This is a genomic window from Halobacillus sp. AWM4_238 (assembly GCF_056158265.1).
This window is the reverse complement of the sequence record NZ_JBSWSY010000002.1, coordinates 3,483,465-3,504,287: the sequence shown is the minus strand read 5'-3', so window position 1 is coordinate 3,504,287 and position 20,823 is coordinate 3,483,465. Positions and strand designations below refer to the sequence as shown.

The 20,823-nt window shown below is 41.3% G+C and carries 19 protein-coding genes; 3 read left to right on the top strand and 16 right to left on the bottom strand.

The window, feature by feature from the left end; all coding sequences use genetic code 11:
* Positions 1-52 precede the first annotated feature (52 nt).
* The gene (locus tag ACXACN_RS17500; RefSeq protein WP_474966137.1) at positions 53-931 is read left to right on the top strand and encodes an AraC family transcriptional regulator; all 879 of its coding nucleotides are present in this window, start codon (positions 53-55) and stop codon (positions 929-931) included.
* 19 nt (positions 932-950) lie between these two features.
* Here the strand turns inward: ACXACN_RS17500 and ACXACN_RS17495 are convergent, their stop codons facing one another.
* The 5 genes from ACXACN_RS17495 to ACXACN_RS17475 all read right to left on the bottom strand — a co-directional run bounded on the left by ACXACN_RS17495 (position 951) and on the right by ACXACN_RS17475 (position 7,429).
* Entirely contained in the window at positions 951-1,211 is a 261-nt protein-coding gene (locus ACXACN_RS17495; protein WP_474966135.1) for a hypothetical protein, read from the bottom strand.
* Positions 1,212-1,482: 271 nt separating this feature from the next.
* On the bottom strand, positions 1,483-2,991 hold the full coding sequence (gene galT, locus ACXACN_RS17490; protein WP_474966134.1) for a UDP-glucose--hexose-1-phosphate uridylyltransferase: 1,509 nt from the start codon (positions 2,989-2,991) through the stop codon (positions 1,483-1,485).
* Positions 2,992-3,013: 22 nt separating this feature from the next.
* Positions 3,014-4,003 carry a UDP-glucose 4-epimerase GalE gene (galE, locus tag ACXACN_RS17485; protein WP_474966132.1) on the bottom strand — a complete coding sequence of 330 codons (990 nt, stop codon included), beginning with the start codon at positions 4,001-4,003 and terminating at the stop codon, positions 3,014-3,016.
* Positions 4,004-4,006: 3 nt separating this feature from the next.
* A complete protein-coding gene (locus ACXACN_RS17480) occupies positions 4,007-5,170 on the bottom strand; it encodes a galactokinase (RefSeq protein WP_474966130.1) in 1,164 nt (387 codons plus the stop codon).
* Positions 5,171-5,191: 21 nt separating this feature from the next.
* Positions 5,192-7,429, bottom strand: coding sequence for an alpha-galactosidase (locus tag ACXACN_RS17475; protein ID WP_474966128.1), 2,238 nt, complete (start codon positions 7,427-7,429; stop codon positions 5,192-5,194).
* Positions 7,430-7,664: 235 nt separating this feature from the next.
* Between ACXACN_RS17475 and ACXACN_RS17470 the strand changes: the two genes are divergently transcribed.
* Positions 7,665-8,543: a helix-turn-helix domain-containing protein gene (locus tag ACXACN_RS17470; RefSeq protein ID WP_474966127.1), complete on the top strand. Its 879-nt coding sequence runs from the start codon at positions 7,665-7,667 to the stop codon at positions 8,541-8,543.
* Positions 8,544-8,576: 33 nt separating this feature from the next.
* On the opposite strand, the gene ACXACN_RS17465 is transcribed toward ACXACN_RS17470, so the two are convergent.
* The 3 genes from ACXACN_RS17465 to ACXACN_RS17455 form a co-directional block, all read right to left on the bottom strand.
* Positions 8,577-8,828, bottom strand: a complete 252-nt coding sequence (locus tag ACXACN_RS17465) for a hypothetical protein (RefSeq protein WP_474966125.1) — start codon at positions 8,826-8,828, stop codon at positions 8,577-8,579.
* A gap of 69 nt (positions 8,829-8,897) precedes the next feature.
* The gene (locus ACXACN_RS17460) at positions 8,898-10,484 is read right to left on the bottom strand and encodes a solute:sodium symporter family transporter (protein WP_474966124.1); all 1,587 of its coding nucleotides are present in this window, start codon (positions 10,482-10,484) and stop codon (positions 8,898-8,900) included.
* Between the two features lie 406 nt (positions 10,485-10,890).
* On the bottom strand, positions 10,891-11,829 hold the full coding sequence (locus ACXACN_RS17455) for a glycine betaine ABC transporter substrate-binding protein (RefSeq protein ID WP_474966122.1): 939 nt from the start codon (positions 11,827-11,829) through the stop codon (positions 10,891-10,893).
* A gap of 347 nt (positions 11,830-12,176) precedes the next feature.
* Here ACXACN_RS17455 and ACXACN_RS17450 point away from each other — a divergent pair, with 347 nt between their 5' ends.
* Entirely contained in the window at positions 12,177-12,734 is a 558-nt protein-coding gene (locus ACXACN_RS17450) for a GbsR/MarR family transcriptional regulator (RefSeq protein ID WP_474966121.1), read from the top strand.
* Positions 12,735-12,892: 158 nt separating this feature from the next.
* On the opposite strand, the gene ACXACN_RS17445 is transcribed toward ACXACN_RS17450, so the two are convergent.
* From ACXACN_RS17445 to ACXACN_RS17410, 8 genes are all read right to left on the bottom strand, one after another.
* Positions 12,893-13,765, bottom strand: a complete 873-nt coding sequence (locus ACXACN_RS17445) for an HAD family hydrolase (protein WP_474966119.1) — start codon at positions 13,763-13,765, stop codon at positions 12,893-12,895.
* A gap of 43 nt (positions 13,766-13,808) precedes the next feature.
* The gene (locus ACXACN_RS17440; protein WP_474966118.1) at positions 13,809-14,588 is read right to left on the bottom strand and encodes a DeoR/GlpR family DNA-binding transcription regulator; all 780 of its coding nucleotides are present in this window, start codon (positions 14,586-14,588) and stop codon (positions 13,809-13,811) included.
* Between the two features lie 3 nt (positions 14,589-14,591).
* Complete coding sequence (locus tag ACXACN_RS17435; RefSeq protein ID WP_474966117.1) at positions 14,592-15,632, bottom strand: ABC transporter ATP-binding protein; 1,041 nt, start codon at positions 15,630-15,632, stop codon at positions 14,592-14,594.
* A gap of 40 nt (positions 15,633-15,672) precedes the next feature.
* Positions 15,673-16,473, bottom strand: coding sequence for an ABC transporter permease (locus tag ACXACN_RS17430; RefSeq protein ID WP_474966115.1), 801 nt, complete (start codon positions 16,471-16,473; stop codon positions 15,673-15,675).
* Entirely contained in the window at positions 16,470-17,324 is an 855-nt protein-coding gene (locus ACXACN_RS17425; protein ID WP_474966114.1) for an ABC transporter permease, read from the bottom strand. The genes ACXACN_RS17430 and ACXACN_RS17425 overlap by 4 nt, the downstream gene beginning before the upstream one ends.
* A gap of 139 nt (positions 17,325-17,463) precedes the next feature.
* Positions 17,464-18,285, bottom strand: a complete 822-nt coding sequence (locus ACXACN_RS17420; RefSeq protein ID WP_474966112.1) for an alkaline phosphatase family protein — start codon at positions 18,283-18,285, stop codon at positions 17,464-17,466.
* A complete protein-coding gene (locus ACXACN_RS17415) occupies positions 18,275-19,387 on the bottom strand; it encodes an ABC transporter substrate-binding protein (protein ID WP_474966110.1) in 1,113 nt (370 codons plus the stop codon). Before ACXACN_RS17415 ends, ACXACN_RS17420 begins: the two co-directional genes overlap by 11 nt.
* A gap of 276 nt (positions 19,388-19,663) precedes the next feature.
* Entirely contained in the window at positions 19,664-20,539 is an 876-nt protein-coding gene (locus ACXACN_RS17410) for a glycerophosphodiester phosphodiesterase (RefSeq protein ID WP_474966109.1), read from the bottom strand.
* Between the last annotated feature and the right edge of the window lie 284 nt (positions 20,540-20,823).

The following is a 20,823-nucleotide window of genomic DNA, read 5'->3' as shown; positions in this document are numbered from 1 at the left end:
ATTGCTCATGAAGTTAAACAATCTTGCTTTTATAGGATAAGGGGGATGGATGATGTCGAGTCGGTACAGCCAACAGGATCACGGATCGTTTGCATTCAAATTTTCAGAACAAGAATTAGAACAAGTAGCTCAGCTCTGGTCGATTGGGTGGGATGAGCAGACTTCTGTTTTATACGACTGGAATGTCAATGATAGGAAAGATATTAAAAATTGTATTTTCCAATATACCATTTCTGGCGAAGGACGGGTGAAAGTTGATGGGGAATTCTATCAAATCAAACCTGGACAGGCATTTCTCGTAGATGTTCCAAGTGATTTCAGGTATTTTCTTGACGAAGACTGTGAAAAGTGGGAATTTATCTATATCACGCTTTATGGAGACTTTGTTAAGCAACAATGGAAAAAAATCATTCATCGATTTGGTCATTTCATTCGCTTACACCCCGAGTCTGCCCCTATACAATCACTCATCCGTATCTTCGACCTTGCTTCCAAACAACAATTGCTGAATGGATATCATGCATCTTCAGAAACTTATCATTTTATGATTGAACTGATTCGTTATTGTGAAGATCTGGAGGATCAATCCACTTATTGGCCTGATTCAATCATCAGTGCCACCATGTTTGCGAAAAACCATTACCATCAAGAAGTTACACCGGCCCAAATGGCTGAAGCCGCCGGGCTTTCGAAATATCATTTCACTAGATTGTTCAAAAAATTCGTTCATGACACACCCGTACAGTACATCAATAAAGTCCGAGTAGCGAGAGCGAAAGAGCTCCTTGAAAATACCAAAATTACGGTAGAGGAAATCGCCACCAATATAGGGTACACGAGTCCGAACTATTTCAATAAAGTATTTCGAACCATTACGGGTGAGACACCAGGCGAGTATCGCAAAAAAAATAATAAAAAACAGCTAGAGTGAGAACACACTAGCTGCTTTTCTAATTTTGGTCTTGATGGTTTGCTTTAACCGTCATTGACGCATGATCATAGTTGATCGTGAGGCTCTTTCCAGCACTCACAAAATTCTGCAAGATATCTTCAGCCGCTTCAATGGCAAAGGTTGCTCGGCTGGCTCTTTCCTTTTCGACTAGAGACAGCTCTTTTTTCCCTTCGATAAATGAAGCTGTTTCTTTCTTTAATTCACCCAGTTGTTGGTATAAGTGTTCATACAATTCACTCACGTTTTGAGGCTCAGCCATACAAGATCCCTCCTGAAATAATTACCCCCAAGATCCCGTTATCAGTGGTTTTTTCACGATAATTCCTGACAAAACCCTCATCATGCTATATATCCTGCCCAATGTAATCATCAAGGAATTAATTGAAGAGCAACTTTAATTGGAGACGAATTATATAAAAGACAAATAAAATATAATTTCTCTCGCGAAGGGGGAATAAACTTTTTCTTATGGCAAAGTTCAGCAGAATAGCCAGTTACACTTACCTATGTTCTTCCGATCCCTTCCCATTCTACAGTTGGTTGATAAACTTAAGAAACGCACGTTGTCCTTTGTCGTCTCGCTTAAAAACACCCGCCTGCTCGAGAACCTTAGAAAAACGTTTCCCCATTTCATTCTGAAGAACCTCATCCACATTGTCATTGGTTATTTCCTTTTCTTGAATAATAGATTTTGCCCAAGGTACATGCTTGGAGGTCCGTTCATCATCCAGTGCTTCATGATCAAGTTTTCCATTCACCATATAACGGCCTAATGCTTCCATTTCATCGACAAGTCTACCAGGCAGGACGGCAAGGCCCATCACTTCAATTAAGCCGATATTTTCCTTCTTAATGTGGTGCACTTCTTCATGGGGGTGAAAAATCCCCATAGGATGCTCGTCACTCGTCCGATTGTTCCGGAGCACAAGGTCCAGTTCGAACTGCCCATCTCGGCATCTAGCGATCGGGGTAACTGTGTTATGTGGTACACCATTCGTCAGGGCGTAAACATCCGCTTCTTCATCTGTGTATGAGCGCCACGAGTTCAAAATCAACTGTCCCAGCTCGGATAGACGGTGGCGGTCAGCTCCTCGTAAACGAATGACAGACATTGGCCAGCGTACAATTCCTGCTTGTACATCCTTGAAACCAGGAACCGTGAATTCATGTTCGACCGGGGCTTTTGCCATCGGAAACTCATGATGTCCCCCTTGAAAATGGTCATGGCTTAAAATAGAACCCCCAACAATCGGAAGGTCCGCATTTGAACCGACAAAATAATGAGGCAGCTGATCGGTGAAATCAAGCAGACGATCGAAGCTTTCCTTCGTAATGCTCATCGGACGATGTTCTCCTGAAAGCACAATCGCGTGTTCGTTATAATAAACATATGGAGAATACTGCAGGAACCAATGCTCTCCTTCTAAATCAAGCGGAATGATGCGGTGATTATCCCTTGCCGGATGGTCAAGTCTTCCTGCATAACCCACATTTTCTTTACATAACAAACAGTTCGGGTAAGAGGCGTCTTTGTTCGCTTTTGCTGCAGCAATTGCCTTCGGATCTTTTTCAGGCTTTGAAAGATTAATGGTAATCTCTAAATCGCCATATTCTGTCTCACTGTACCAGTGCATGTTTTTTGCAATTCGGTCTGTCCGAATGTAATAAGCATCTTTAGAAAGTTGGTAAAAATAATCCGTAGCCGCTTCAGGACCTTCTTTTTCAAGCTTATGATAGAAGTCACGAATGACCTCTGAAGGTCTTTGAACAAGACAATCCATGATCTTCGGGTCAAACAAGTCCCTTTCTGTCGTTGTATTATCCTCCAGAATGCCTTCGTCCACTGCATAATTAAGCATTCGCTCCAAAATGGAAGCAGGTGTATCCGGAGAACTTTCACTAATGGTAACCGGGTCTTCTCCCCTTAATTGAAACAAGTGAAACAAAGCGTTGCGCACATAATCGACGTCCCAGACACTAATCATTTCCTTATGCCGTCCGTACTGAATCAGGCGTTCGATATCATGATAGATCGTCATGTCACTTCACCAGTCCTTTCGGTTATTTTTCGTATCCATCCGGATGGTTTTGGAACCAATCCCAAGCGGTTTTAATCATTGTATCGAGACCTGCATAGTTCGGCTTCCAGCCAAGTTCATTGATCGCTTTTTCAGAAGAAGCGACAAGCTTTGCCGGGTCTCCCGCTCGTCTTAAAGCCACTTCTGATGGAATTGTATGACCAGTGACTTTTCTTGCACTGTCTATGACCTCTTTCACGCTGAATCCTTGTCCATTTCCTAGGTTATAAATTCCGCTTACTTCCTCTTGTTTTAATTTTTCAATCGCCAGCAAATGGGCGTCTACCAGGTCGTTGACATGGATGTAATCACGGATACACGTCCCATCCTCTGTTGGGTAATCGTCGCCAAAAATCATGATCTTCTCACGTTTCCCTTGAGCGACTTGCAATATTATCGGGATCAAGTGCGTTTCTGGGCGGTGGTCTTCACCAATTCTCCCATCAGGATCTGCGCCTGCCACGTTGAAGTAGCGAAGGACTACATGCTTGATGCCATGCGCTTGCTCCGCCCATTTGAGCATTTTTTCAATCGCAAGCTTTGTCTCTCCATATGGATTCGTGGGTACAGTACGATCCGTTTCCTGAATCGGCACCTGTTCCGGTTCCCCATATACAGCTGCTGTTGAAGAAAAGACAATCCGCTTAATCGAATGCTTCGCCATCGCTCTCAGTAAACATACCGCACCGTATACATTGTTATCATAATATTTCAGCGGGTCTTCTACACTCTCTCCTACTAAGGAGTCAGCAGCAAAGTGGATAACTGAATCAATGTCATTTTCTTCGAAGACACGATCGATGAACGATTGATCTCTCAAGTCTCCATCGTAAAATACCGCTCCATTTAATACGGCATCGTTGTGACCTTTTTGCAGGTTGTCTACAACAATCACCTTTTCATTACGATCGATTAATTGTGCGACGGCATGACTTCCTATATAACCTGCTCCACCACATACGAGTACTGTCATTGGTCATTCCTCCTCCAGTTTTTTCGCACCGTCACCAATCTCAACAACATAAAAATCGGCCTCTAAGCCTGTTTCAGAATAGTAAGCTTCTCCGACACGTTCAATGAACGTGTCTACTTGATGTTGATCGACAATGCTGATCGTGCATCCGCCAAATCCTGCTCCTGTCATTCTTGAGCCAATGGCTCCCTCATTCCAGGCGGCTTCGACGAGGGCGTCCAATTCTTTTCCTGTTACTTCATAATCATCTCTTAAAGAAACGTGAGAATCATTCATCAATTGACCGAATCTTCCGATGTCGCCAGCATTCAGTTTTTCTACTGCTTCAATCGTCCGGTTATTTTCGTACACGGCGTGCTTGGCACGTTTTTGTGCAATCGGATCTTCAATCAGATGTTTGTTTTCTTCAAAAGCTTCTTTGGATAGATCGCCGAGCGAGTGGATATCTAAGTTTATCTGTAAGGCTTGTAATGCCTCTTCACATTGATTGCGGCGTTCATTGTATTTAGAGTCAGCAAGTCCTCGTCTTTTGTTCGTATTGGCAATGATCAACGAATGATCGGTAAGGGAAATTGGTGTATGCTGAAAATCAAGCGTATGACAATCTAAGAGGATCGCATGATCTTTTTTCCCCATACCTATGGCAAATTGATCCATGATGCCGCAGTTCACACCAATGAATTCATTCTCAGCCTTTTGAGAAAGCTTGATCATCTCTAATTGATTAACAGATAGATCGTTTAGTTCCTTCAAGATTACAGATGTGGCCAGCTCGATAGAAGCGGAAGAAGAAAGACCAGCACCATTTGGAATGTTGCCAAAGAACGCAACATCTAGTCCCGTTTCTATTTCATACCCGCTTTTTCTAAACGTATCGATCACGCCTTTTGGATAGTTTGCCCAATCGTGTTCCTCTTCGTATCTTAAACTGGAAAGCTCGGCTTCTATTACTCCCAGCTCCGGAAAGTTCATCGAATAGAAGCGAAGTTTATCATCCTGACGTTTTTTGGCAACGGCATACGTGCCTAAGCTCAACGCGCAGGGGAACACGCGCCCTCCATTATAATCAATATGTTCACCAATTAAATTGACACGGCCTGGAGCGAAAAATGATGACTCCCCTTTGACCCCGAATTGATTTTCAAATGCCTGTTTTAACTCCTGCATGCTGATCACCTCTCACAATATTTAAGTTTGATTAACTTTTGACAAAACAAACAGTTGGGACGAAAAGTCTCCAGACTCTTTTATGCCACCTGTTTGCGCTCCGTTATAGGCGCTTTCGAGCTGAAGGCCGGCCTGCATCAGTTCGTCACCGAAATAGGTACCTTCCAATCCTTCGACCCGGTATTCGCTGTCTGGATCGAGCCCTGTAAGGCGCAAACGGTCAAATCCTGGATTCGGTCTTGCTAATATTTGATAAAAGCCTACGATCGCTTTTTCTTTACCTTCAGAAACGACCATCCAGCTAGTTTCATTTCGGTTTTCTTCAAAAGGACTAATCAGACGGTAAAACTGGCCGTATTGGAATAACTCCCTGTGCTCTTTGTACCAGTTCACCTGCTCTTTGATCTGATGCTGCTCCACTTCAGTCATTTTAGTAACGTCAAGCTCATAACCGAACGCTCCAAAGTAAGCGACATCTCCCCTTGTTTTCAAACTTGTCATTCGCTTCACTTGATGATTCGGAACGGCTGAAACATGAGCACCTATGCTGCTTAATGGGTAAACCATCGACGTTCCATATTGAATGCTTAACCGTTCCATCGCATCCGTATCGTCGCTTGTCCATCCTTGAGGTGCGTAATAAAGCATTCCAGGATCGAAGCGGGCACCTCCGCTTGCACAGGATTCGAACAATACATGTGGAAATGACTCAATAAGACGCTCGTACAATGAATAGACACCTAGAATATAGCGGTGAGGCACTTCCATTTGTCTGTCTGATTCATGAGCTACCGAACCAATTTCCGTCATGTAACGGTTCATGTCCCACTTCACGTAATCGATATTGGTCTCAGATAAAATGGCTGCCATTCGATCATAAATATAATCAACGACTTCTGGATTTGAAAAATCCAGGACAAGCTGGTGTCTTCCGGTTGACGGATGTCTCTTTGGAACATGGATGATCCAATCTGAATGCTGTTCAAAAAGCCTGCTTTCTCTTGAAATCATCTCCGGCTCGAACCAGAGCCCGAACATCATTCCCATTTTGTTGACCTTTTCGGCTAAGGGAGCCAGTCCATTCGGAAGTTTATCCTCATCAACAAACCAGTCTCCAAGTGAAGTCGTATCGTCATTTCTCTTTCCAAACCAGCCATCATCGAGAACGAAAAGCTCTATACCTAGTTCGTTTGATTTCTCAGCGATGGATAACAATTTATCTTCATTAAAATCAAAATAAGTCGCTTCCCAGTTGTTGATTAAGGTTGGTCGTTCACGGTCTCTCCATTGCCCCCTGGCAAGACGCTTCTGATAAAGAGCATGATAGGTTTGACTGATCCCATTCATTCCTTGATCAGAATAAGCGATTACCGCCTCTGGGGTTTGAAAAGACTCTCCAGGTTCAAGCTTCCAACTGAAATCAAACGGATGGATTCCCATACTGACTCGGGCATTTTCATAATGATCGACTTCCACCTGCGCAAGAAAATTCCCACTATAGAGGAGGCTTAAACCGAAAGCCTCCCCCTGATGCTCAGTTGTTTCTCTACGCTTTAAGGCTAGAAACGGATTGTGCTGACTGCTGCTCGTCCCTCTCGTGCTTGTGATGCTCTGAATGCCTTGCTGCAAGTGGCGCTCGTGGACGTGGCGCTCTCGCGACCATGAGCCCGACAGCTGGACAAGATTATACTCTGCATCAGGAAAATCAACCGATGTACTTAACGCGCGCTGAAGTTTGTGGGGTTCTCTTCCTTTATTTATGAAACGAGCAGAACGTGCAACGACATTATGGTCGTGATAGACCGAATACATCAATTCGAGCTCCATCTGGGTAACATCATCAAACAGATCAATGATTAAGGTTTCCGCTTCTTCATCATTTTCCGTATAGGTCGCAGGCAGTCCCTCAAGCTCCGGCTTTCCTTGCATGACTTGATGTGAACGATAAGTGAAATTTGAAATACGGCTGCCATTCGGCTGAAGTAATTGAAAGGCCGGTTCACGATAGTCTGATGTGCCGTAGCTCGGATATTCCTGTTTCAATAAATCCAAAGAAAAAGAAGGATCCTCTTCGTACACATATGACGAGGCTACTCGATGCTCTACTTTGGATAAATGACTAAAGTCTTTACGGTTTCTCATTCTCTTGCCAATATATAATTGGCCAAGCTGTCCGTTTTTCATCACGTGAAAAACGTAGCTGATATTCTTGCCCTGCAGGTGAAATTGTTTGTTTTCTTCATTGATGAAAATTGCCATACGTTCGTCCTCCGATCTCTATTCGCAAGCGCTTCCAATAAAAATGTAAGATTTAATGTTATTGTATAAACGCACCCCTCTCTTATCAATGGTAAATAAAAAGAGCTATTGTACCTTTTTTTGCTTGATGAGTCAGATGTATAAGATATAGTATCTATATATAAAGAAACGAAAGGCACTGATCGAAAAATAAAAATGCAAAAATTTGCTCTTTATTAGAAAGGATGACATTCAGATGGACCAACTTCCTCCTACCTTCGGATCCTATGGTTACCGTTTTTCTGATCCAAGGCTCCAGAAGATAGCGCAAATTTGGTCGCTTGGCTGGGACGAGCAATCTACCACCCTTTATGATTGGGATGGAACGAATCGAAGAGACACTGGAAAATTCATATTCCAATATACAGTTTCCGGTGAAGGTGCAATAGAAATAAATAAAGAAATGCACCCTCTGACCGCAGGGCACGCGTTTATCGTCAACATCCCTGACAATTACCGCTATTTTCTTCCTGACCATAGCAACAAATGGGAATTCATCTACTTGACGTTGTACGGAGATGTCGTCGAACATTATTGGAATGAAATCCAAGATGATATTGGCCCCATTTTGAACATACCACCAGATGCGGCCCCTGTTCGTTACCTGCTTCAATTGCTTGAAAATGCAGCTGAAAAGAAGATATCTAACGCTCATCAGGCTTCTGGTTTTGCTTATCAATTTACAATGGAACTTTTCCATTATTGTTCGAACCTGGAAAAGAACCTGTCGAAGTGGCCGGAGACGATTATTGAAGCAGCTATGTATGCCAAAAACCATTACAATGAAGAGATCAGCCCGGACGATATGGCAGAAGCCTGTGGGATGTCGCGTTACCATTTCACCCGGCAATTCAAGCAAGCGACTCATCAAACCCCTATTCAATATTTGACTAACTTGAGAATTAATAAAGCAAAAGAACTGCTACAAAACACGAAATACTCAACGGAAGAGATCGCAACACTGATTGGATATAAAAATGCCAACTACTTCAATAAAGTCTTTAAAAAAGTAACGGAGACGACACCGGGGAAATTTCGTGAAGTGAATCGAGGAGCGATGATCGATCAATCATAAAAAAAGGCCGTGTATTTCACACGGCCTTTTTCCTTATTTAGATACTTCAATTGTTACTGAGCGATGATCATAATTGATCGTCATGCTCTTCCCGGTACCTACAAAATTCTCCAGCATATCTTTTGATAGTTGGAGCGCAAATTCGGTACGCTCTATTTTTTCCAGGTCCACTGGTGTCTCCTGATCTAGAGACTCCCTTACGTGTTGACTTTCCTGATGAAGAGCTTCCATGGTTTCATAGACTTTATGATAAAACGACTCAATAGGTTGACTAGCTTTAGCCATTTCGATCCCGCCTTTCACTCAATTTGACAATATTCCCATTATATCAAATCGATTAGGCAGGCAGAACAGTTAAATAATCCCCGCTGGAGAAAGCAGGATATAAATGATGATCATCGCCAAGGTGACAGCAATCCCAACTGGGTAAACAAGTTTCCAAGGCTTCATATTTACTTTGGATTTTTGTTCAAGTATAAAATCGGTCTCCCGAGGGGAAATCTTCCCAATCAATAGCATTAATAAGGAACAAATGACAAATAAAATAGCAAGGATGTGCAGGAAGTGGACCCCTGTATCCCAGAACAGCTGTGTTGTCGCGTAACTGACTATAAACACGAACAAGGAAACTTTTGCTGCAATCGCCGGTACACGTTTCGTCAAATAGCCGACAATAAGAATTGTGAAAATTGGAACGTTGTAAAATCCGTTGACGATCTGCAGGTATTGGAAAAATCCCTGAGGCACTTGATCAATGAGTGGTGCAATACACATCGCAAACAACGCAAGAATGATTCCAACAGTCTTCCCTTTTCGAACAATCTGTTTATCTGGAGCATCCGGGTTGAAATAAGGCTTGTAAATATTAAGAGCAATCAAAGTTACGGATGAGTTCAACGCTGAGTTGAATGACGACAGAATCGCACCGAATAAAACTGCCGCGAAGAATCCTACCAGCGGCGTCGGAAGAACTTCGGTAACTAAGCGAGGATACGCGTCTGTCGGCTCAAGTCCAGGTCCAAACATGTTAAACGCAATAATTCCAGGGAGGATCAAAAATACCGGTCCTAGCAACTTTAGAAATGCCGCGATCAAAACACCTTTTTGGCCTTCCTTCAAGTTCTTAGCTGCAATCGCTCGCTGCATGATGTGCTGGGCGGTTCCCCAGTAGAACAAGTTAACGAGAAGCATCCCAGTGAACATCGTTCCAAATGGAACCGGGTTTTCAGGTCCTCCAACTGAATTCAACTTCTCAGGCGAATTTTCAATGATTGTTTGAAATCCGTTTGTGAAGGATCCATCACCAAGAACAAACAATCCAATGATTGGTATGAGCAATCCACCAATCAGCAATCCTACTCCATTGATTGTGTCCGATACAGCAACCGCTTTCAATCCACCGAAAATAGCATAAATTGATCCAACAATTCCAATTGCAAATACAGTTACCCATAAACCGCCCGTACGGCTTAAACCAAGAGCTTCAGGAATATTGAAAATTCCGTTGATGGCTACAGCACCGGAATAAAGAATCGGAGGGAGCAGGTTAAATACATATCCAAATAAGAAAAGGATCGTTACAATTTGCTTCGTTCCAAAATCATAGCGATCTTCTAAAAAATCCGGAATTGTAGTAATTCCACCTTTCAAATATCTAGGAAGCAAGAAGAAGGCTACTACGACGAGCGCAATGGCAGAACCTACTTCCCACCCCATAACAGCGATCGTATGCGAATACCCTTGAGCATTCAGACCAATAAGCTGCTCTGTCGATAAGTTCGTAAGCATCAAGGAACCCGCGATCACCCAAGCGCCTAAATTCCTTCCACCTAAGAAATAACCATCCTGTGTGTCTAAGTTTTCTTTTCTCGTAAACCACCATGAAATCAAAGCGACTAGTCCTGTAAAAAATAGAAATGATGCAATTGTAAATAGATTCACCGTTGTCTCTCCTTTTGTAAGCGGAATCAAAGTTATGCATAAAATGATGAATGCGCTTTTTTATCTGTGTATTATTGTAGCTAGACATGTGAAAGCGTTTCAATGGTAAAAAATTTAACTCTTATGCACTTTTTTGCTTTCAAAAAAGAGAGCTCACCTTTTGTATTCATTAACAATTAGCAATATATACAGTTTTAAGGTTCTCTTTTTGTATCGATCCCCATTAAAACTTACCTTTTTTTGCTGACTAAATCCTTAACTAATCATTGTTTCAAATATTCGTAAGCAATTAATCCCTAGGTAGCTGGATCCCACATAAAACAAGAACAAAAGCTGAATTCAGACAAAACAAAAAGAAACTCCTCTTTCAATGAAGAGGAGTTTCTTATAAGTGATGCTCTTATTATTATTCTGAAGGTTTAAGGTCTTCTATAGATTCGATGTCCATATAAGAAGGTACAACGAGTCCAATTTTGGCACCTTTCAAGTTTTCTCCTAGATCTTCAAAGTCACCCTCATATTCATCATAGAAATCACCATGAGTCGCAGGCATCCAAGGAGCCAGAGAGGCATCACCATCCCCTGTTGCAATCGCTTGGAACATAACAGATGGAGATACTGGAGTTAGAGCAACATCATACCCTTGTTCTTCTAATACAATTTTTGCAACATTCCCTGAAGAACGTTCTGTATCCCAAGGTGTTATCACTAACTCGATGGAAGTACCATCTACGGAGTCCACACCTTCCGTCCACTCTGCCACTTTATCTTCGTTATTATCTACCCATTTCTGAGCAGCATCTTTAAAATCCATCTCTTGCGCATCCAGCATGACGGATTCCATGTCAGCTGGTTCCCAGTGGAAACGGTCAAGAATGGTATGAGCTTCAGGCATTTCTTCTTTTAACCCTTTTCTGGCAATCGTTTTAATAATCTCTACATCACCATAAACACCTTTTGGATCTTCTAAGTACTTTAAATCATATTTAGCAAACATAAAGTGAGGGGACCACCCTGCAACGATGACAGGTTCCTCTTTCTCAATTGCTTCTCCGAGTGTCGTTAGCATGGCCGCCGTTGAGGATTTTTCATGCTTCCAACCTTCAAAACTTTCATACTCTTCCAGAGCCTTGTCTGTAGCTTGTGAAAGACCTGCACCAGGCTCAATACCAGTAATTGTGTAATCGATCTCTTCCCCCACATTTGTGGAAGCTTCCGTCTGATCATCTCCGCCATTATCGGTATTAGCCGTATCCTCTGAATCATCCTGACCACATCCGGCTACCATAAGAGATAGAGATAGACCTGCAATAACACCAAACTTTTTCAACTTTGCATTAAACATGTTTCAAAACTCTCCTTTATTAATCATTTCTTGACATGTCATTCATCCATAACCTTTTCAAGCATGCTTGGATTTAGTTAAAAAAAGTGCCAACGTTTTTTCAACGATCTGCCGTTTAGGACTATTTTATTGTATCGTTATGACTATCCTCTCTCAAACCTCATAATTGGTGATTTTATTCTATTTAATACGTTTAATATATACTGTATGCATTGTATGACTAAAGAAACCACAATTCCTTTCATATCATTCAATTTTCAATAAGATTAGAATCTTTACATTTCTTTATTGAACAAGTAGCCTATGCTATATATAGCTTGAGCATTTTGTTATAGGATGTGAAATCAATGAACGACAATGAAATGTTAGAACAATCCAGAGCCCGTGTGATTGAAGTCATTTCTCAAAATATGAACCTCTATGGTGTCACCCCTTCCATCGGTCGCCTTTATTGTCTCCTCTTCTTTTCAGATCATCCTCTTACCCTTGATGAAATGAAAGAAGAGCTGGGAATGAGCAAAGCCAGTATGAGTGTCGCAGTGAGAACATTGCTTGATCTCAAAATGGTGGAAAAGACTTGGCGGAAAGGAGTTAGGAAGGATTTATATGTTATAAATGATGACCCATTTCAACGTTTTTTTGATTATTTTTCAACAAAATGGCGGACAGCCGCTACCACCAATAGCCGGGCGATTGAAGAAAGCCTTGCTGAATTACAGCAACTGATTGAACATCCAGGGACATCTGAAGAAATGATCGAACAGGCTCAAGAAGATACGAAAAACCTGAAAAATTGGCTCAATTATTACGACTGGCTTGACAGACTCATTGATAGTTTTGAGACCAAAGAGATTTTGGATTTCATCCCTATGCAAAAAGAAATAAAACACAAAAATAATCGTTAGACTCTCTCCTCACGAAAGGGCGAGTCGATGTAGCAGACAAGAGTGAACAACTACATAAAAAAAGCCTGCCCTGATAGACAAACATCCATCGATAGGGCAGGTTATTCTGTTACTCGAGAATCATAATCCTAAAATCCTCCAACTCTTCTATTTAGAGTTCACACGTTAATTAAGATCTTATCAATATGAGAGTAGATCGCTTCAGCCACCCCATGCTTTTCGTTTGTATACGTTGTGGTTGTACACTGCTTTTTTATTTCCTCGCTGGCATCTTCCATCGCTATACTATATTCTACTGCTTGGAACATGGATAAATCATTGTTGCTATCACCAATTCCGATCGATGATGATAAAGGTAGATTTAATAAAGTCGTTAATTGTTTAATCGCATTTCCCTTTGATACTTCTTGACTCATCATTTCATAATTGTACCTAGCAGATGACACGATGGTGAACGGATCCATTTCATTATATTTAGTCCACAGTTTCTGAAGCTTATCTTCTTCGGTTGACCAAACCGCAATGTTATAGACGACCTCCGCTTCTATTAAAAGGTCTTCTACATCGTCCATAAAGATATAACCGAATTGGTCCAGTTGTTTTTCCATTTCATGAAGATGTTTTTCTCTTTCCGTTTGTCTGTTCTGTTTTTTAGCCTCCACGATTTCTTCTTCCATTTTAATTCTTCGTTCCTTATGGACATAGATCGCATCTTCTGTAAAAACTTCATAATAATAGTCGTTTCGATCAAGCCACTTCACAAGTTCTGAAAAATGATGGGAGGGAACAGAGTAAGCAGCCATTTGCTCACCTGTTTTCGAGTAAGTCACCGCTCCATTGGATCCAATAATATAGGGAGTAATTCCAGCTTTCTCACAAATGGACTTGGCGTCAAAATAGGCGCGTCCAGTTGCAATGATCACTTCTACTCCCTTTTTTTCGGCATATTGTATCGCTTTAATATTTTCTTCACTTATTTCATTTTTGTTGTTTAATAGTGTTCCATCTAAATCTGTTGCAATGATCGCCATACGAAACAACCTCTCTCCTCATCTATCCTATTTTCCAATTAAACTATTCAGTAATCCAGTTGAGTTCCTTTAACAATTCATGATCCTTGTATTCATCGGGTAACGGTTGATCGCAGATAATCGCATCAACTTCATCAAGTGACCCCATCTTACAGAACGTATTGACTCCAAACTTGGAATAATCGGAAAGAACAAAAACTTCCTTTGAAGCTTTCAACATCGTTTTCGATACATGTGTTTCATTCAAACGATAATCACTGATTCCTCCACTGATCGAAACACCACCCACTGATAGGAAAGCCTTATCGATATTGAATTGGGTTAATGCGGATTCCGTTAAATGTCCGCTTACCGATTGTTGTTCAGGATCTATCAGCCCTCCTAACAATAAAATCTCCCCAGTAAAATGATTGTGGTTGAGTGCTTCTGATAATACAGAAGACACAGGTAGAGAATTGGTTAAGATGATCAAATTTTGCTTATCCCGAATGGATCGGGCAAATTCCAATGTTGTTGTTCCAACATCGATGGCGATCACGTCGCCATCTTGAACAAATTCAGCCGCTTTTTTTCCAATTTTAATTTTTGCCTCATGATTCACACTTGTCCGCTGTGTAAAAGGTGGCTCTCCTTCCTCATATGTTGTTTTGATGGCTCCACCATACACACGCTGCAATAGTCCCTTTTCCTCTAACAGATCCAGGTCTCTTCGTATCGTTTCCGTTGAAACTTCGTATTCTTCTGCAAGGTCTATTACTTTGACTTTGCCCGTTAGCTTAAGCTGGCTGAGGATTCCGTTTTTTCTTTCTTCAGACAAAAGCAATGTTTATCCCTCCGCTGCACATAATGAATTGAAAACCATACACTCCCGCTTGGGTACCCACATATGAACGCGAGTTCCTACCTCGTAGGATTTTCCACTGTGATGCAATGAATCGACTCGGACGGTTACATTCGATGGCGTCTCTACTTCATAACGCAAAACATTGCCTAACATAGAAACATCCTGTATGGTCCCTGTCATTGCCCAATGCTCATCATACCTATTTGTTTGCTCATGTAACGTGTTCAATTCGATGACTTCTGGGCGAACCACCACTTCTTCACCATTTAGTTCGGAATTCTGCACCATCTGATGGAACTCCTTCATCTTAAAAACATTATAATTTCCGATAAATTGAGCTACAAAGGAATTCGCCGGTTTTGTATAGATCTCTGAAGGTGTTCCTGACTGTTCAATCTGACCTCTGTTCATAATATAGATCGTATCCGACATGCTCATCGCTTCTTCTTGATCGTGGGTGACAAAGATCGTCGTCATATTTAATTCTTTTTGAATTCGTTTTAATTCTTTTTGTAAACTTTTTCGAATCTTCGCATCCAAAGCACTTAAGGGTTCATCCAACAGAAGAACTTTCGGTTTCATCACAAGACTTCTCGCCAATGCCACGCGTTGCTGCTGACCACCAGAAAGCTCGTGAGGAAAGGATTTCTCTTTTCCTGTTAAATTTACCATCTGTATCATTTCTTGGACTTTAGAAGTGATGTCCGTTTCTTTTTTCATTTTCAACCCAAATGCAACATTTTCAAATACGGTCATGTTTGGGAATAGGGCATAGGATTGAAACACCATGCCTATTTTTCGTTTGCGGGGGTCAACATGTGTAACATCCTGACCATCAATCGCTATAAGACCTTCATCAACGTCAACCAAACCTGCAATAGAACGAAGCAATGTACTTTTCCCACATCCACTTTGTCCAAGTAAGGTAATAAGTTCCCCTTTTTCCAATGTTAACGAAATATTTTTTAAAACGGGCGTATGTTCATAGGTTTTTGACATCTGATCAATTTTCACATAGCTCATTCGTCCTCACCCACTCACCTTCGTCTAATGTTATTTTGCTTTATACATCCATTACAGATGGATTGGATTTATTTCTAAGCTTTAATATGAGCGCTGTTAATATAAGAATAAACATGTAATAAGTGATAACGATCGCACTTGTAACATGACCGCTCTGCTCTAATTTTTGATACAAATAGATTTGTAATGTTTCAAACTGACCACCGACTAACAAATTCGCAAAGGCAAATTCACTAAATAAAAGAGCGATTGAAAGTAACGTCGATACCATAATGCCCGAGATAATGTTTGGAAAAATGACTTTTTGAAAAGCTTTTGCCTTCGAAGCTCCTAACAATTCTGCTGCCTGTACGAGTTCTACTGCATGAATGGAGCGCATACTATTCCGAATCCCCTGATACATAAATGGCATAATGATCACAAAATAAGCTCCAATCAAAATCCAGGGTGTTCCTGATATGGCCAGTGGACCATTCGAATACAGCTTAATTAAACCTACGGCTCCAACAATGGGGGGAATCCCGTAAGGAAGCATAGCGATGGATTGTAACAACCGCTCCCATCTACTGAAATACACAACGACAATGAAAATGGTCGGTACCATAATGAAGATACTCAATCCCACCGACATCACAATCAGAAAGAGGGTCCTTTGTAATGCTTCAAAGAAGCGTACACTTTGGAATAGCTCAGCATACCATTTCAATGTGATCGACTCTGGTAAGATCGTATGATCCCATTTTCCTGCCAATGAAAATAGCAGCGTTCCAATTAGAGGGGTAACCAAATAAATGACCAGCGCCGTAATGAACCATTTATGGAAGGCTTTAGAAGACTTCATTTCAATTCCCTCCTCATTACACGCATCATTCGTTCGTTAAACCACATGGCTCCTAACATCGTTGCAGCTAGTAATACACCTAGAGCGCTACCTAATTGAGGCTTTAAGGCGACATCACTTGCAACCAGCGATGCAATTTGCAGGGATAGTAAGTTATAATTACTTCCCACTAATGCATAGGCGGTGGCATAAGCCCCCATGGCATTGGCAAATAAAATACTAAATGTTCCAACAATGCTTGGTAGTAAAACAGGAACACCAATCCGCAGCCAGAAACTTACCTTTGTGGCTCCTAAGAGAGAGGCTGCTTCTTTCCACTGCTTTTTCACACCTTGATATGAGGGGTATAGCAGCATGATAGCAAGAGGAATCTGAAAATAGATATATACGATAATCAAGCCTGTCCATGAATACAAATTAAACTCTGCAAAGACATCCCAGCCTAATTTGGCAAAAAGGAGTGTGAACAAACCATTATTCCCCAATAAAATCATGTAGGAAATGGATAACGGAATCCCCTCAAAATTTGATGTCATATTAGAAATCATAAGGAGTCGATCCTGCACTTTTCCTGAAAATCGTGTAAAGGAATAGGCGGATATGGATGCAACAATGATCGATACACTCGCTGATAACAAGGCGATTAAAATACTATTTTGAATGCCTTGAAGATAAAACTTACTTTTGAAAACAGTCATGTACTGAATAATCGAAACCGTTTTACCGTCATCCGCATAAAAACTATTTTTTAACATGGCCAGCAAAGGTCCAAATTCAAAACCAATGACGACGATGAGAAACGGAATTAATGCCATGAGCAGGTAAATTTTTTGCTTTTTTAACCTCGGCAATTGGATTTCACTCCTTTTGTACGTCCAAAAACGGCTTTAATGAATAGAATCGATCATACTAAGTGAGTAGGATCGATTCCATTACAATATAGTAAATAGAGGAATATTTTGTTCTAGGTTGCCTGAATGTAAGGCAGCCTTATTTTTTTAACCCTGGAATCCGAAAAGAGCTCATAGCTTCAGAAGGTTCTATTTCTAACAAATTACAGACGAGTGGCGCAAATGCAAGTTGAGGAACAACTTCTTCATATACACCTGGTTCAACGTCTGGACTTATGACGAACAACGGTACTTCTCGTTCGCCTGGTGTCGTACCTCCATGGTTTCCTGTTTCACTCATCCCATGATCTGAGGTAATCAAGATGTGGTATCCTTCCTCCATCCATACCGGCAATAGCTCTGCAAGTAAACTCCCCATAGCTAATAATTGCTCACGGTACTCCTTCGATTCAGACCCAAACTTTTCCCCAATATCATCTGCTCCCATCGGGTGGATATAGAGAAAATCGGGGTTGTACCGAAGCCTTAACGACTCCGCATCCATCATTAGGTGTGTATCAGGATAGGTATCATCCCAATAAAACGTACCGTATTGAAGAGGTTTAAACTCATCTGCTTGGTGACGATCCTCTATAAAGTTAAACGGAGCGCGATTGTATAATTCACTCACCCAATAGTAAGCGGCAGCCCCATTGGTTAACCCTTGCTCCTTTGTTAAATGGAACAAACTCTTCTCTTTTGATAATCGAACCGTATGATTGCTTGTAATTTTATTACGGGATGCTGGAGTGCCCGTTAATAACACTTCATAAAGTGGTCGGGACAAACTAGGCAGTTCAGATTTCACTTTATATAACGCAGCATGGTTCGTTTCAACAAGATGCTGTACGTAACCTAAACACTCGGTTCCTTTATCAAAACGCATCCCATCTACGACAATCGCAATGACTTTATTTGACATGGACAAGCACCTCTTCCTGCCATTTCTGCGGTAATTCTTCTGCTGTTTTTTCCCACGCGTCATAATCATCAATAGGCTGCGCGTTTTGGTACTGTTCACTCGGTACCATCTTTTCTTCCACTTCTTTTGGCAGGTCCAAATTGTCACGAATTGGACGAGCATAACCTTTTGCTAAATTAATTTGTCCTTCATCACTTAAGATATATTCACGAGTTGCCATAGCTGCATGGGGATGCTTCCCATATTTGTTGATAATCGTTGCATAACCACTAACAACCGAGCCTTCTTCTAAAATACGGACATCAAACTGATCACGATCAATCTGATCTGCATAGCCTAAAGCGTTGAAATCCCACAATAACGCAACCTCTACTTCACCATTTTCCAGCATGGCAACGTTCGGGTTATTTAGAGTGAGACGACCTTGTTTCGCTAATTCTGCGAAATAATCAAGCCCTGGTTGAATATTTTTTTCGTCCCCACCCTGTGCGATCGCTGCAGCTAACACTGACATCTGGGCTTGCGTGGCACGTTGTACATCTCCTACAGCGACTTTGTAATCACCTTCTAATAAATCAGCCCAAGTTTTCGGAATGTCTTTGACGGTATCTTTGTTTGCAATGACCGCTATGGTACCTTGATAGCCTACAATCCAATCTCCATTGTCGTCTTTAGCCCAATCAGGAACCTCATCCCAATAGGATGTTTTATATGGAATGGTAAGTCCTTTTTCTTCTGCTACAGGACCAAAAGAAACACCAACATCACCAATATCAGCCGTTGCATTGTCTTTTTCTGCTTCCATTTTTGCTATTTCTTCTGCACTTGACATATTGGTATCTGCATGGTCAATGTCATACTTTTCAGTGACTTCTGCCCACGTTTCTTCCCAGTTCGCCCAAGAATCCGGCATACCCACACTATTTACGGCACCCTCTTCTTTGGCTTTTTCTTCAATTTGTTCAAGAGTTAATGAATGAGCATCTATTTCTTTAGACACTGCTGAATCACTACCATTACTACCACAAGCGGCTAATCCCAATATACTTGTCCCAAGAACCACGGCACGGACTGTCATCCCCAACTTCTTTTTCATGATCATGAATTGTTCCTCCTCAATGTTGGTTTATTTTGTTTTATGTTGTTTGTTTACAATTACAGAGTAATCACCATTTGTTAATACCACATAAACACAACATTAAGAATGTGTGAATTACGATTTTTACGTAGATCGAGTTCACCTTCAATTTCCTCTTTAAGAATGATGAACAAAACAAATAGAGCCTACATCCTTTACAAGGACGTAGACTCTTTTGATTGGCAGTTAAACTAGCCAAAAGGGTAAATATAAGGAAGACCTTGATTCCCCACCACTCACTTAATCGTCATCTTTTTCACGTTTCGTTTGATGAGGGACATAGTCTGGATAGTCTGTAATGATCCCGTCTACACCGCTGTCCAACAACGGTTGGACATCTCCTTGTGCACGAACAGTCCAAGACATAATGCCCATGTCCAGCTCGTGAATTTGGTTGACCAGTTCACGATTCACTTTGCTCTTACTTGGATTGACATAGTCCGCATATTCCTCAAAACCTTCTAAAGCTTCCTGTGTCATGTCTTCAGATTTCCATGTCAGCACACCAATCGGTACTTCATCTTTTAAACGATGAAAAGTCTTCATTGATTCAAAGTCAAAGGACTGGACAATGACGGATTCATTTTCTGGTTCGTCCATGTTTCTCGCTTCTAAAGATTCAGCCACTTTTTCCTCAATCCCCGGGTAAAGAGATGGTGATTTCAACTCGATCAAAAACTTCGTCTTCCCGCGAAACTCATCCAATACTTCCCCAAGGGTAGGAATATGCTCGCCTGCATATTTTTGCGCAAACCAGCTTCCTGAATCGAGCGTGCGAAGCTCGTCATATGTAAGCTCCCCTACTATTCCCGTTCCATCTGTGGTACGGTCCACGGTCGTGTCATGAATAACGACCAGTTCTCCATCCTTGCTCATTTGCACATCCAGTTCAATGTAATCCGACTTCATTTCCACAGCTTTTTCAAAAGCAGCCAGCGTATTTTCAGGAGCATAACCTGCAGCACCACGGTGCGCAACAACTTGAACCTTTTGTTGATCATCATCCTCATCATCTTCTGCACTCGCTTCAATCGTCGAGAAGCTAAACAACACCATCATGACCATCAACGAGAAAAGAAACACGCTTAACTTTTTTCCATTCGCTTGGATCATCATCTTTCCATCTCCCTTTGCAATAGATTCACCCTTCATGCTAGGGGTCGTCTATTAAGCGTCTATGAAAATAAGATGAAGGATGATAAAGAAAAAAAGGTCCTTCGTTGGTATATTTGTAAATGAATATTAAATAAGGGGACGAACGAATTACAGATCCCATTCACTCTCCCTATTCTTTCCTATGTCCTTGGCAGGTATTACAGATAAACATTGCAATCGTAAAGCACCATAAAAAAACAATATAAGATTGACCCCTTTCACTTTTTCAGAAAAGTTTGTTAATC

Excerpts from the sequence above, each read along its gene's own strand:
- galT (WP_474966134.1), bottom strand. The coding sequence starts at position 2,991 with ATGACGATCTATCATGATATCGAACGCCTGATTCAGTACGGACGGCAT.
- ACXACN_RS17475 (WP_474966128.1), bottom strand. The coding sequence starts at position 7,429 with ATGGCAATTTTCATCAATGAAGAAAACAAACAATTTCACCTGCAGGGC.
- ACXACN_RS17430 (WP_474966115.1), bottom strand. The coding sequence starts at position 16,473 with ATGAAGTCTTCTAAAGCCTTCCATAAATGGTTCATTACGGCGCTGGTC.
- ACXACN_RS17410 (WP_474966109.1), bottom strand. The coding sequence starts at position 20,539 with ATGATGATCCAAGCGAATGGAAAAAAGTTAAGCGTGTTTCTTTTCTCG.
- galE (WP_474966132.1), bottom strand. The coding sequence starts at position 4,003 with ATGACAGTACTCGTATGTGGTGGAGCAGGTTATATAGGAAGTCATGCC.
- ACXACN_RS17450 (WP_474966121.1), top strand. The coding sequence starts at position 12,177 with ATGAACGACAATGAAATGTTAGAACAATCCAGAGCCCGTGTGATTGAA.
- ACXACN_RS17445 (WP_474966119.1), bottom strand. The coding sequence starts at position 13,765 with ATGGCGATCATTGCAACAGATTTAGATGGAACACTATTAAACAACAAA.
- ACXACN_RS17455 (WP_474966122.1), bottom strand. The coding sequence starts at position 11,829 with ATGTTTAATGCAAAGTTGAAAAAGTTTGGTGTTATTGCAGGTCTATCT.
- ACXACN_RS17495 (WP_474966135.1), bottom strand. The coding sequence starts at position 1,211 with ATGGCTGAGCCTCAAAACGTGAGTGAATTGTATGAACACTTATACCAA.
- ACXACN_RS17435 (WP_474966117.1), bottom strand. The coding sequence starts at position 15,632 with ATGAGCTATGTGAAAATTGATCAGATGTCAAAAACCTATGAACATACG.
- ACXACN_RS17415 (WP_474966110.1), bottom strand. The coding sequence starts at position 19,387 with ATGATCATGAAAAAGAAGTTGGGGATGACAGTCCGTGCCGTGGTTCTT.
- ACXACN_RS17420 (WP_474966112.1), bottom strand. The coding sequence starts at position 18,285 with ATGTCAAATAAAGTCATTGCGATTGTCGTAGATGGGATGCGTTTTGAT.
- ACXACN_RS17500 (WP_474966137.1), top strand. The coding sequence starts at position 53 with ATGTCGAGTCGGTACAGCCAACAGGATCACGGATCGTTTGCATTCAAA.
- ACXACN_RS17470 (WP_474966127.1), top strand. The coding sequence starts at position 7,665 with ATGGACCAACTTCCTCCTACCTTCGGATCCTATGGTTACCGTTTTTCT.
- ACXACN_RS17480 (WP_474966130.1), bottom strand. The coding sequence starts at position 5,170 with ATGCAGGAGTTAAAACAGGCATTTGAAAATCAATTCGGGGTCAAAGGG.
- ACXACN_RS17465 (WP_474966125.1), bottom strand. The coding sequence starts at position 8,828 with ATGGCTAAAGCTAGTCAACCTATTGAGTCGTTTTATCATAAAGTCTAT.